This window comes from Streptomyces sp. SM1 (assembly GCF_002910825.1).
GTDB lineage: Bacteria > Actinomycetota > Actinomycetes > Streptomycetales > Streptomycetaceae > Streptomyces > Streptomyces okerensis.
Genome location: NZ_NEUB01000699.1, coordinates 1 through 12,079 on the forward strand (window position 1 = coordinate 1; position 12,079 = coordinate 12,079).

The 12,079-nt window shown below is 66.8% G+C and carries 9 protein-coding genes and 2 pseudogenes; 10 read left to right on the plus strand and 1 reads right to left on the minus strand.

The window, feature by feature from the left end:
- The 5 genes and pseudogenes from B9S61_RS19580 to B9S61_RS19600 form a co-directional block, all read left to right on the plus strand.
- A pseudogene (locus B9S61_RS19580) lies at nucleotides 1-292 on the plus strand (tRNA (adenosine(37)-N6)-threonylcarbamoyltransferase complex transferase subunit TsaD); the annotation flags it as partial.
- Nucleotides 289-552, plus strand: a complete 264-nt coding sequence (locus tag B9S61_RS19585) for a hypothetical protein (protein ID WP_103543422.1) — start codon at nucleotides 289-291, stop codon at nucleotides 550-552. The pseudogene B9S61_RS19580 and the gene B9S61_RS19585, both read left to right, overlap by 4 nt.
- A gap of 176 nt (nucleotides 553-728) precedes the next feature.
- Nucleotides 729-4,316 (plus strand): DEAD/DEAH box helicase family protein, encoded by a 3,588-nt coding sequence (locus B9S61_RS19590; protein ID WP_103543423.1) that lies wholly within the window; start codon nucleotides 729-731, stop codon nucleotides 4,314-4,316.
- A 47-nt stretch (nucleotides 4,317-4,363) separates the two neighbouring features.
- Entirely contained in the window at nucleotides 4,364-5,839 is a 1,476-nt protein-coding gene (locus tag B9S61_RS19595; RefSeq protein ID WP_146064892.1) for a restriction endonuclease subunit S, read from the plus strand.
- The gene (locus tag B9S61_RS19600; protein WP_258039745.1) at nucleotides 5,836-7,428 is read left to right on the plus strand and encodes a class I SAM-dependent DNA methyltransferase; all 1,593 of its coding nucleotides are present in this window, start codon (nucleotides 5,836-5,838) and stop codon (nucleotides 7,426-7,428) included. The genes B9S61_RS19595 and B9S61_RS19600 overlap by 4 nt, the downstream gene beginning before the upstream one ends.
- 10 nt (nucleotides 7,429-7,438) lie before the next feature.
- Here B9S61_RS19600 and B9S61_RS19605 read toward each other — a convergent pair whose 3' ends face one another.
- On the minus strand, nucleotides 7,439-7,939 hold the full coding sequence (locus B9S61_RS19605) for an ATP-binding protein (protein WP_103543425.1): 501 nt from the start codon (nucleotides 7,937-7,939) through the stop codon (nucleotides 7,439-7,441).
- A 272-nt stretch (nucleotides 7,940-8,211) separates the two neighbouring features.
- On the opposite strand from B9S61_RS19605, the gene B9S61_RS19610 reads away from it, so the two are divergent.
- The 5 genes and pseudogenes from B9S61_RS19610 (at nucleotide 8,212) to B9S61_RS19630 (ending at nucleotide 12,078) form a co-directional block, all read left to right on the plus strand.
- Entirely contained in the window at nucleotides 8,212-9,063 is an 852-nt protein-coding gene (locus B9S61_RS19610) for a helix-turn-helix transcriptional regulator (protein WP_103543426.1), read from the plus strand.
- A 10-nt stretch (nucleotides 9,064-9,073) separates the two neighbouring features.
- Nucleotides 9,074-9,265: a hypothetical protein gene (locus tag B9S61_RS19615; RefSeq protein WP_103543427.1), complete on the plus strand. Its 192-nt coding sequence runs from the start codon at nucleotides 9,074-9,076 to the stop codon at nucleotides 9,263-9,265.
- 65 nt (nucleotides 9,266-9,330) lie between these two features.
- On the plus strand, nucleotides 9,331-11,502 hold the full coding sequence (locus B9S61_RS19620; RefSeq protein ID WP_103543428.1) for a DUF262 domain-containing protein: 2,172 nt from the start codon (nucleotides 9,331-9,333) through the stop codon (nucleotides 11,500-11,502).
- 25 nt (nucleotides 11,503-11,527) lie between these two features.
- Nucleotides 11,528-11,818 (plus strand): annotated as a pseudogene (locus tag B9S61_RS19625) (tRNA (adenosine(37)-N6)-threonylcarbamoyltransferase complex transferase subunit TsaD); the annotation flags it as partial.
- The gene (locus tag B9S61_RS19630; RefSeq protein WP_103543422.1) at nucleotides 11,815-12,078 is read left to right on the plus strand and encodes a hypothetical protein; all 264 of its coding nucleotides are present in this window, start codon (nucleotides 11,815-11,817) and stop codon (nucleotides 12,076-12,078) included. The pseudogene B9S61_RS19625 and the gene B9S61_RS19630, both read left to right, overlap by 4 nt.
- Nucleotide 12,079 lies beyond the last annotated feature (1 nt).

Genomic DNA, 12,079 nt, shown 5'->3' on the forward strand with positions numbered 1-12,079 from the left:
CCATCTGATGATCGGCGGCGGGGTGGCCGCCAACTCCCGGCTGCGGGCCCTGGCCCGGGAACGCTGCGAGGCGGCCGGCATCCGGCTGCGCGTGCCCCGTCCCAAGCTGTGCACGGACAACGGCGCGATGGTGGCCGCGCTGGGCGCGGAGATGGTCGCCCGTAACCGTCCGGCCTCCGACCGGGACCTGTCGGCCGACTCCTCCCTCCCGGTCACCGAACCCCATGTGCCGGGCACCTCGCACGCGCACGACCATGTGCACGAGACCGCCAAGGAGAACCTGTACTCATGACGGTCGCGCTGATGTGGGAGGCCCGCGCGGTCCCCGGCCGGGCCTCGGACCTGCTGGCCTGGACCGAGGAACGGGTACGGGAGTTCACCGAACGCCCCCTGCGCCGCGAGACCTTCCGTGCCCCGCAGGACCGCGTCCTGGTCGTCACCTGGTGGGACGCCCCGTACGACGCGGACCTCCCCGAACTCCCGGAGCCGGAGGCCGGCCTGATCGCGCGTCCGGTGCACCGCTGGCGGTTCGAGTCGCTCGGCGGGGTCTGACTCGAATCGCTCGACGTTCCGTCGCCGGATCGATCACATGGCGTGCTCTTGGGATCCGATGGTGCCGATGGCTTTGGCAGGGCCGGAGTTCCGTAGTCCAGTCGGCCTGACGTGGTTAAGCTGGGCGTTCGCCGTCATCGGTGCCGACCACGTCGAGTCCGGGGGGACACGCGCGCATGGACGAACAGCTCCGCCGCCTGCACGAGTTGGCGAAGGCTTCACCGAACTTCGGGATGCTGTACGGGCATGAGCCGCTGCTCGCGCTCTACGGCTCGCAGGCCGAGCTGAACGTCTTCACCAACCCCAACGCGGCCTCCGTCAGCGCGCGCCAGTTCGGTGAGGTACTGGCCGAGGAGCTGGTGCGGCGCACGGGCATCCGCGTCACCGGTACGCATCAGATCGACCGCCTGCGCGCACTGACCAACATCGGCGCACTCACCGCCCCCGTGCGCGAGGCGTTCGACACGCTGCGCCGAAGCGGCAATCAGGCCGTCCACGCCCATGTCTTCGACACGACTGCCGCCCTCGCCAACGTCCGGCTCTGCTGGGACCTGGGCGTCTTCTTCGACCGGGCCCTGACCGGCTCCCGCACCGTGCGGGCCTTCGTGCCGCCCGCTATGCCCCAGGACCTGACCGATCCGGCCGAGGCGCGGGCGCTGAGGGAGGCGCTGGACAGGCACCGGGCGACGCTCGCGGAGTCGCGCGTCCGGCTCAGCGAGACGGAGAACCGCCTGGAGGCGGAGCGCAGGGCTCGGGAAGAAGCCCAGGCGCTGATGGTCAGCGCGCAGCAGTCGCAGGCCGCGCTGGCCGAGCAGTTGCAGCAGCTCCAGTCGCAGATCGATGAGCTGCGCAAGGCCCAGCAGGCCGATTACGAGAAGGAGCGACAGCGGCCCCGCAAGGTCGCCGTGTCCGCCCGGCAAGCGATCGTCGAGCGGGCGCAGCGTCCGACGCCGCTCAACGAGGTGCAGGCCCGCGTCCGTATCGACGCGCTCCTCGAGGCCGCCGGCTGGGTCGTCCAGGACCGCGACCAGCTCAACCCACTGGCCGGACGGGGAGTCGCCGTACGGGAGTTCACGCTGGCGACCGGCCGCGCCGACTACGTCCTGTACATCGACCAGAGGATCGTCGGCGTCATCGAGGCCAAGCGCGAGGGCACGCCCCTCAGCAGCGCACTCTCACAGAACGAACGGTACGCGCGCGGCGTGCACCGGGACTACGCGCTCAGCGTGTGGCGCCGGGACGAGCCGTTCGCGTTCCGGTACGCCACCACCGGCACCGAGACCTACTTCGTCAACCGCCTTGACCCGGAAGCCCGTTCCCGCGCGGTGTTCGCCTTCCACCGGCCCGAGACGATCGCCGAGTGGATGCGTCGCGCCGAGAACGCGGAAGTGGAGGGCGTGACGTTCCGCGCGGCGCTGCGTGAGCGGATGCCGGAGCTGGAGCGGCATGGTCTGCGGGAAGCCCAGTTCGAGGCGATCAACAGGCTGGAGGCGTCGCTCGCCCAGGACCACCCGCGTGCCCTGATCCAGATGGCGACCGGCGCCGGAAAGACGTTCACGGCCGTGACCGCCACGCACCGGCTGCTGCGGCACGCGGGCGCCAAGCGTGTTCTGTTCCTCGTCGACCGGAACAACCTCGGCCGCCAGGCTCTCGGCGAGTTCCGCCGCTACAAGACACCGGACGAGGGCCGTACCTTCACCGATCTCTACAACGTGGACCGGCTGGGCTCCGCCGGGGTCCAGCAGACGTCCGCGGTGGTCGTCTGCACGATCCAGAAGATGTACAGCCTTCTCAAGGGTGAGCCGCTCACGGACGACGACGCGACGGCGGACACCCAGGACGAGCAGGCCGAACAGGACCGCGACAAGGCGTACGCGCTGGACCACCCCGCGTCGGTCGAGTACCAGCCGAGCGTGCCCATCGAGTCCTTCGACGTGATCGTCGTCGACGAGTGCCACCGCTCGATCTACGGCCTGTGGCGTGCCGTCCTGGAGTACTTCGACGCCCACCTCGTCGGCCTCACCGCCACCCCCACCCCACAGACCCGTGGCTTTTTCGACAACAACCTGGTCTCCGAGTACACCTTCGAGCAGGCGGTCGCCGACGGCGTCAACGTCGACTTCGACATCGCCCGCGTCCACACGAACCTGCGGGACGGCGGCGGCGCCACCATCGAGGCCGGCACGACCGTCCGCATCCGCGACCGCAAGACCCGCGCCCAGCGGTACGAGGAGCTTGAGGACGACTTCGAGTACAGCACCCGGGAGCTCGGCCGCTCGGTGATCAACGAGGACGAGATCCGCCAGGTCCTCACCCTTTACAAGAACACCTGGCCCCGCTGGTTCCCCGGCCGCGCCGAGGTGCCGAAGACGCTGGTCTTCGCCGTGGGTGAGGACCACGCCGAGGAGGTCCTCAAGCAGGTCAAGGAAGTCTTCGGACGGGGCGACGAGTTCGCCAAGAAGATCACCTACAAGTCCCGGCAGAACGGTGAGGAACCCGACGAGCTCATCAACGCCCTCCGTAACTCCCCGAGCCTCCGGGTCGCCGTCACGGTCGACATGATCGCCACCGGCACGGATGTGAAGGCGCTGGAATGCGTGATTTTCCTCCGTTCCGTGCGCAGCCCGGTGCTGTTCGAGCAGATGAAGGGCCGCGGCGCCCGTTCCATCGACCCGGACGAACTGCGTGCGGTCACCCCGGAAGCTGCGAAGGACCTGGCCAAGGACAGGTTCGTCCTGGTGGACGCGGTCGGTGTCACGGACTCGCCTCTCGTCGACGCCCGGCCCCTGATCCCGGCCGGCGACCGGCAGGTCTCCCTGAAGAAGCTCCTGGACAAGACGGGCACACTGGCCCTGAGCTCGGACGAGGCCGAGACCCTGGCTCGCCGCCTCGCCCGCGTCGACCGCCAGCTCACCGGCGACGAGCGCCGCCGCATCGGGGAAGTCGCGGGCGATGGCACCACGTTGACATCCCTGGCCCGCAGACTCGCCGACGCCGTCGACGTCGACCGCCAGGACGCGGCGCTGCGGGCGGGTGGTGAGCAGGCGGCACGCAAGCTCGTCACGGACGCCATCGCACCACTCACCGGCAACCCGGAGCTGCGCAAGCTGATCGTCGAGATCCGTCACCAGCAGGACCTGACGTACGACGAGACCACGGCCGTGGCCGTCACCGAGGTGGTCGAGGTGGACCGCGCCGAGCGTGCCCGTAAGGAGCTGAAGGACTGGCACGAGGTGCTGACCAAGGCCGAGCGGGACCGTCACGCCGCCATCCAGGTCGCCCTGGGCTCCGGCAGTGGCAACCGTTCGGTCGCGGAGAAACGGGCGGCACTGCGTGAGCTTGAGGGCAAGATCAAAAGCGGGCCTCGGGCGTGGACGCCGTCCATACTGTGGGGTCACTACGAACAGCTGGGCCGCGCCGCCGCGCACCCGGGCAGCGAGGCGGGCCTCGGTGACCTGATGGCACTGATCCGCTACGAGCTCGGAGCGGATGATCATCTTCAGCCATACCGTAACGTTGTCGAGGAGCGCTTCCAGGGCTGGCTGCTGCGTCAGAAGCAGGCGGGCGTGGAGTTCACCGAGGAACAGCTGTGGTGGCTGAAGCGGATCCGCGACGTGATAGCGAGCGACGTGGGCATTGAGTCGCTCGAGCTGAACGTGGAGCCGTTCACGGCACACGGGGGTCGCGGGGGCTTTACGGCCACGTTCGGCGGCAGGACCAAGGCGCAGGAACTGTTGGGCGAACTGAACCGGGAACTGGGTTGAGCGGCACGGAATTTTCCGAGGAGGCTGGGCTTCCGGCGGGGTGGGAGATGGCCCCGCTTGAGGACCTGCTGGCGGTGGAGCCGCGTGCCATCACCGACGGCCCCTTCGGCTCCAATCTTAAATCGGCGCACTACACGGACAGCGGTGCGCGCGTGCTCCGACTCCAAAACGTCGGCGATGGCGAGTTCCGGGATGAGCGCGCGTATATCAACTTGGAACATTTTGAGACTTTGCGCGCCCATGAGGCACTGCCGGGTGACTTTCTGCTGGCTTCGCTGGGAGAGACTCTACCCCGCGTAGCAATTGTCCCAAAAATGACCGAACCCGCCATCGTCAAGGCTGACGTAATTCGCGCCAGACTGCATCCTACTCTCAATGATAAATGGGTGCTTTACGCCCTTCTAGCTCCGCAGACGCGTGCTTATGCTAGCTCCCGAACCAGAGGAGTTGGTCGTCCTCGTCTAGGCCTCGGTGAGATCCGCAGGCTGCCCATTCCAGTTCCACCTCTGGGGGAGCAGGAGCGAATCGTTGAAGCCCTGGAAGCGCTTCTGTCTCGCCTTGATGCAGCAGATGAACTCCTGCAGAAATCGAGCTTCCGTGTGGCGCGGCTAAAACGTTCTGTGGCCGATATTACCCTTGGGTTTCATGGGGGTGACTTCTCGGAAACTGCTTCGCTCCCACCCATCTCAGGGTCCATCGATGGCTCCTTGCCCAGTCTTCCAAGGGAGTGGTCATGGCGGCGACTCGGCGAAATTGCCGACGTTGTCGGGGGAGTGACCAAAGACTCCAAGAAGCAGCAAGACCCCTCTCTCCCCGAAGTCCCCTACCTCAGAGTGGCGAACGTGCAAAGAGGTCACCTCGACCTCGAGAACGTCATGCGAATTCGAGTTCCACAGAGCAAGCTGGACCAGCTCCGGCTGCTTCCTGGAGATGTTCTGATGAACGAGGGTGGTGACCGCGATAAACTCGGCCGGGGTTGGGTTTGGGGAGATGTGATGGATGATGTCATCCATCAGAATCATGTCTTCCGAGCTCGGATCAAGGATCAAGTACTGCTACCGAAACTGCTCTCCTGGTGGACAAACAATATGGGTCGCTGGTTCGAGAGAAACGGCAAGCAGAGCACAAACCTCGCATCGATCAGCCTGAAGAAGATCAAAGAACTTCCTGTGCCTGTCCCACCCGCTGATGTGCAGCTAGAAATCCTGAGGCGCATCGAGGAACAGTCTTTGATCGCCGCGAAGGCAGAAGAAGCCCTTCACCTTGCGCAACGCCGGTCCACGATTCTGCGTAAGGTGCTGCTCCGCAAAGCCTTCTCAGGTTGCCTGGTCCCGCAGAACCCGGACGAAGAGCCTGCCGCCGTCCTTCTCGACCGCATCCGGGTGGAGCGGGCCGCTCAGCCCAAGCCGAAGCGCACCCGGGCGGGGAAGGCCCCGGCTGCTCGCAAAGCCGCCGCGACCGTTCCGGCCCCCGAACCCACCGAAACCCCTCGTACCGCCACCCAGCAGGAGCTCCCCCTGTGACCGCCGTCGAAGAGACCGCCATCGAACCGGCACCCGAGGTGCGGGCCAAGGCGGCCGCGCAGACGAACAGTCTTGTCGCCAAGCTCTGGAATTACTGCAACGTCCTTCGCGACAACGGCATGTCCACCATCGAGTACGTTGAGCAGCTCTCCTACCTCCTCTTCCTCAAGATGGTCGACGAGATGGCCGAGGAGGCCTGGGAAGACGACGAGATCACTCAGGTCATCCCACCGGAGTACGACTGGAAATCCCTGGTCACCAAGCGCGGTGTGGAACTGGAGCGCCACTACCGAGACGTTCTGGACGAACTCGGCCGGCGCCCCGGCACCACCATCGGTACGATCTTCGCCGAAGCCCAGAACCGCATCACCAAGCCCGCCCTCCTCGAAAAGCTCGTCGTCGAGCTGATCGGCCGCGAGCAGTGGACGATCCAGGGCACTGACCTCAAGGGCGACGCCTACGAAGGCCTCCTCAACAAGGGCGCCTCCGACACGAAGACCGGCGCAGGCCAGTACTTCACGCCCCGTGCCCTGATCGACGCCATCGTCGAGGTCACGCAGCCGACCCCGGACGACATCATCGCCGACCCCGCCTGCGGTACCGGCGGCTTCCTCATCGCTGCCCACTCCTACCTGCGCAAGCACCACATGAAGGGCCTCAGCGGGGAGAAGCGCGCCGCCCTCCAGCGAGGCAAGCACATCCGCGGCAACGAACTGGTCACCGGCACTGCCCGCCTCGCCGCGATGAACATGCTGCTCCACGGCATCGGCACCAGCGACGGCCCCCGCCTCGTCACCGTCGGAGACGCCCTCGCCGAGAAGCCCAGCGGCCGTCACGCCACCCTCGTCCTCGCCAACCCTCCCTTTGGTCGGAAATCCGCGATCAACGTGATCGGCCAGGACGGCTCGGTAGAGAAGGAGGACGTTGAGTACGACCGCGATGACTTCACGGCAACCACGTCCAACAAGCAGCTCAACTTCCTGCAGCACATCATGTCGCTGACGGCGGTCGACGGCCGAGCCGCGGTCGTCCTTCCCGACAACATCCTCTTCGAGGGCGGCGCCGGCGAGAAGATCCGCCGCCGCCTGCTGGACGAGTTCGACCTGCACACGATCCTGCGCCTGCCCACCGGCATCTTCTACGCGGGAGGCGTCAAGGCCAACGTCCTCTTCTTCGACAAGAAGTCCCCGCAAGCGGACGGCAAGCCGCAGACCACCAAGACGTGGGTCTACGACTTCCGCACGGGCCAGCACTTCACCCTGAAGCAGCGCCCCCTGACCCGCGCCCACCTGGATGACTTCGTCGCCGCCTACCGCCCCGGCGAGCCCCGCGAGAACCGCAGGCCCTCCGAGTCACCGGACGGCCCGTGGCAGGTTTTCACCTACGACGAGCTGATCGAGCGCGACAAGGTGAACCTGGACATCACCTGGATGAAGGACCCGGCCCTGGAGGACGCGGACAGCGACCTCGAACCGGAGGTCATCGCCCAGGAGATCGTCCAGGACCTGCAAGCGGCCCTGGACGAGTTCAAGGCGATCGCCGAGGCACTCGGTGGTGAAGTGATCGAGGACGAGGCCGAGCCGGCCTGACCCGACGAGGTCAGCGCCTCCTTCCGTACGCCCGTGCCCCGGCGATGGGCAGGACGGCCCACATCCGCGTGCCGCCGCCGGGCTGCCGGGCCGCGTCGAGTCCCCACGTTCCGCCGCAGGCCCGTACGACCGCCGTGAGAACACGGAGAGTCGCCTTGCGCCGGGCGTCGCAGGCCGTCGAGAGGCGAGGGTGAGTGTGCCGGGGGTGACCGTCGTAGACGATCACCCGGACCGTTCCGTCACGGTGCCGTAGGGACACGTAGATGTCGTCGGCGGCGCTGAAACGGCAGGCGCAAGCGGTCAGTTCGCTCACCGTCTGCACCACGGCCTCGGTCACGCCACCCAGTCCGTGCAGGTCAAGGGCGGTACGAGTCGCCGCCCTGACCATCGCCGCGCTGGTCAGGGCGGCGGGGAGGGTGAAGCTGTAGGCGAGGGTGTCGGGCGTGGGCTCGGTCGCCGGAAGTACGTCCGACGAGATGGGACACAGGGTGAAGGCTGTCGTCGCAGACATGGCGGATCCCCTTACAGCAGAGGGTGGATGAGGGTCGGGACGCGCGCAGCCGGTGGCCTGTCTCCCTGGCGCGGGCCCACCCCTCCCAGGGCAAGAGAGTGTGGGCAGGCTCGCGCGATGCACTTCCAGTAGCGCACTGTGGCTTCTTCATCGCTGACAGTAGAAGTCGGCGGGTCACTATGTCCAACCTTTCAGAGATAATTACCCCCTGGGGAGTTGAGCGCCGTGTCACGCACCGGGCACACTGGGTGCCTCAACTCACAAAGGACGCCATGTCGACCAGAACCACGCCGACCGAGAGGCAGAAGCGACTCGGCGCCGAGATGCGAAAGTTGCGGCTCGCTGCCGAGCGCACGACCGAATACGCCGCAGGACTCCTGGGGGTCGATCGCACCAGGCTGTCCAACATGGAGTCCGGCATCCGGCCCTTCTCTGCCGACCGCGTTCGCACGCTGGCCTGCAACTACACCTGCGCAGACGAGCCTTACATCGAGGCGCTGACAGTGATGGCCGCCAACAAGGAACGTGGCTGGTGGGAGTGGCACCGAGGTTCTCTGCCCGCCGGGCTGCTGGACATCGCTGAACTCGAGTGGCACGCCATGCGCATCCGCACCACCCAAGTGGTCCACGTACCAGGACTGTTGCAGACCGAGGAATACGCGCGAGCCGTCTTCGACGCGGTCCTGCCGCCGCTGACCAGACTCCAGATCGAACTGCGCGTGGCTCACCGCATGGAACGCCAACAAGTCCTCGACATCCCCGGCAAGGTGCCCTATATCGCCTATGTCCATGAGGCCGCCCTGCGCATGCCCTTCGGGAGCCCCTCGACGATGCGACGGCAACTGGACTACCTGTGCGAGGCGTCCGAGCGCGAGAATGTCGAAGTGAGAGTCGTTCCATTCAAGGTGGGCGGCTTCCCCGGAGCTGGACACGCCCTGCTCTACACGGAAGGACCCGTGCCCCAGCTAGACACGGTGCAGCTCGACTCGGCCCATGGGCCCGAGTTCACGCATGCCGGGGCTCAACTCGCCAAGTACCGTAGCCATTTGGAGTGGATGGACGGGGCCTCGCTACCGACACCCGATTCCCGTGACCTGATCAGGCAGCTTACGCAGGACCTCTGAGGGAGTAACCGTGACTGACATCCAGTGGGAAGCCCCCTTCTGCGGCGAAGGCAACAACTGCTTCCGCCTAGGCACCGACACCGAAGGCAACGCCTACATCGCCATAGCCGGCCAGGAGGACCACCCCCTCACCGACACCCGCGAAGCCCTCGCGCAGCTCATCCTGGACATCAAGGCAGGCAAGGCCGACCACCTCCTCTAGGCTCAACGTTCCGCCCGGTGCAAGCTGGGTGTGGGGGGAACGATCACGACAGCCCGGGGGGCGCGTTGCTGGAGAACCTGATCCAGAGCAAGGCAATGACGATCGAGGAGGTGTTCACCGGCCACCGCTACCAGTTGGACAGCTATCAGCGTGACTTCACCTGGGGGCGTACGGACGTGCGCCGCCTCATCGAAGACCTGCGCAAGAAGTTCGTGGAGAACTGGAAGCTCGAACACGACCGGGAACATGTCGCCCGATACCAGCCCTACTTCATGGGCCCGTACGTCTACCACGTGGACGCGTCCGTCACCTACCTCGTGGACGGACAGCAGCGCATCACGACGCTGCACCTGATGCTGGTCTACCTCCGCGAACTACTGCGGGCCCAGGATCTCGACCACGACGCGGCGAGGCTGGCCGGCCTCATCGAGACCCGTAAGTTCGGCAAGTCCGTCCACACCCTCGACATCCCGGAACGCCGACAGTTTCTGGACGAGGTCTTCAAGGACAATGACTACGCACTCCCCGAAGGTGCCTCCGGGGCCCTGCGCAGGCTGTGGGACGCGTCCCGGGTTTTCCGTGAGGAGTTCCCGGACGACCTGCGCGGCGACGCGCTGCCCTACTTCGTCGACTGGCTCCTCGACGGCGTCTGCATGGTGGGCATCCGGGCCGCCACCTCGGAACAGGGGTGGGAGATGTACGAGTCGATGAACGACCGAGGGGTACGACTCGGCCCCATCGACCTGCTGAAGAGCTTCCTGCTGTCCGAGGTCGACGCCGAGCACGCGGGCGGCGCTGCGAACGTCTGGCGCCAGATGATCTCCGAACTGGCCGGCGTCGACGTGAACGCCCCTAGCGAGTTCATCAAGACCTACCTGATCGGCCGGTACGCGGAGGTCGGTACAGGAAAGGACTCGGACACACTCTCCGAGGACGTGGAGAAGATCAACGGCCCTTTCCACACCTGGGTCAAGGACAACGCGGCCCGTCTGGAACTGGCGCGTTCGTCGGATCACCGCAGGCTGATCGACGATCTGGCGGGGAACGCCAAGAGGTACCTCACACTGGCTTCAGCAGCCACCAACTACGTTCCCGAGCTCGGCGGCGTCTACTTCAACGCCTACAACGGCATCTCCATGCAAGCCGCCCCCATCCTGGCCGCGGTCGGTCCCGGCGACGACATCTCCACCTTCAAGGCGAAGGCGAAGCTCATCGCCGACTACCTCGACCTCGTGTTCGTACGCCGCCTCGTCAACGACCTGCCCGCCTCGGGCACCGACCTCGATCGCGAGGCCGTCAGGCTCGTCGGTCTCCTGCGCGGCGGCGTCGGCGTCGACAGACTCCGGGAGGTGCTCGCCCGCGAGGTCGCCGCCCTGGACTACGACTTCACCGGCATGAACACCTACGGCCTACGCTCCAACAACCGCCGCCAGGTGCGCTACCTCCTCGCCCGCCTCACCGGCCACGTCGAGACGGCCTGCGCACGGGGCGACGAGATGGGCAGGTACCTCGACAGCCGACGGCCCTTCGAGATCGAGCACATCTGGGCCAACCACTTCGACCGCTACCAGCCCGAGACGCCCACTCACGCCGAGTTCGACTCCTACCGCAACCGCCTCGGCGCGCTGCTGCTGCTCCAGAAGTCAGACAACGCCAGCTACCAGGATCTTCCGTACGAGGAGAAGCTCGACTACTACCAGCGGCAGAACCACCTCGCCGGCGCGCTGCACCCCAAGCACCGGGAGCGGAACGCCCCCTTCAACAAGTTCGTGAAGCAGCACAAGCTCGACCGGGCACTCCGGGCCTTCCCCAAGTTCGACAGGGCAGCGATCCGCACGCGACAGGACCTCTACCGACGGCTGTGCGAGATCATCTGGAACCCTGCGGCCTCCTTCGGCGCTTCGGTCGTCCCCGCGCAGCGTTCCGACCGCTCTCGCACACGGACCCGGGCACGGTACGACGTCGCGGTCATCGATCTCATCGCCAAGGGTCTCCTTCCCAGGGGAGTCCAGCTCGTGGGGCGGCGCCGCAACGAAGAGTTCCACGCCCGGGTACTCGATGACGGCCGGATCGAGGTGGCCTCCGGTGAGAGCTTCGGGTCCCTGTCCGCAGCCGGGGAATTCGTCCTCCAGACGAAGGCGTGCCCCGGATGGAACTTCTGGCGTGCCAGGCTCGACGACCGGGAGCCACGGCTCGTCGAGGTCAGGCGTGAGGCGCTGGAGAAGGGGCTCGTCTGACGACCGGCGCATGCCCTTGGCCGGCCATCTGATGATCGGCGGCGGGGTGGCCGCCAACTCCCGGCTGCGGGCCCTGGCCCGGGAACGCTGCGAGGCGGCCGGCATCCGGCTGCGCGTGCCCCGTCCCAAGCTGTGCACGGACAACGGCGCGATGGTGGCCGCGCTGGGCGCGGAGATGGTCGCCCGTAACCGTCCGGCCTCCGACCGGGACCTGTCGGCCGACTCCTCCCTCCCGGTCACCGAACCCCATGTGCCGGGCACCTCGCACGCGCACGACCATGTGCACGAGACCGCCAAGGAGAACCTGTACTCATGACGGTCGCGCTGATGTGGGAGGCCCGCGCGGTCCCCGGCCGGGCCTCGGACCTGCTGGCCTGGACCGAGGAACGGGTACGGGAGTTCACCGAACGCCCCCTGCGCCGCGAGACCTTCCGTGCCCCGCAGGACCGCGTCCTGGTCGTCACCTGGTGGGACGCCCCGTACGACGCGGACCTCCCCGAACTCCCGGAGCCGGAGGCCGGCCTGATCGCGCGTCCGGTGCACCGCTGGCGGTTCGAGTCGCTCGGCGGGGTCTGAC

What these genes read in the sequence shown, in the direction of transcription:
- B9S61_RS19585 (WP_103543422.1), top strand. Translation starts at nt 289, where the DNA reads ATGACGGTCGCGCTGATGTGGGAGGCCCGCGCGGTCCCCGGCCGGGCC.
- B9S61_RS19590 (WP_103543423.1), top strand. Translation starts at nt 729, where the DNA reads ATGGACGAACAGCTCCGCCGCCTGCACGAGTTGGCGAAGGCTTCACCG.
- B9S61_RS19595 (WP_146064892.1), top strand. Translation starts at nt 4,364, where the DNA reads ATGGCCCCGCTTGAGGACCTGCTGGCGGTGGAGCCGCGTGCCATCACC.
- B9S61_RS19605 (WP_103543425.1), bottom strand. Translation starts at nt 7,939, where the DNA reads ATGTCTGCGACGACAGCCTTCACCCTGTGTCCCATCTCGTCGGACGTA.
- B9S61_RS19610 (WP_103543426.1), top strand. Translation starts at nt 8,212, where the DNA reads ATGTCGACCAGAACCACGCCGACCGAGAGGCAGAAGCGACTCGGCGCC.
- B9S61_RS19630 (WP_103543422.1), top strand. Translation starts at nt 11,815, where the DNA reads ATGACGGTCGCGCTGATGTGGGAGGCCCGCGCGGTCCCCGGCCGGGCC.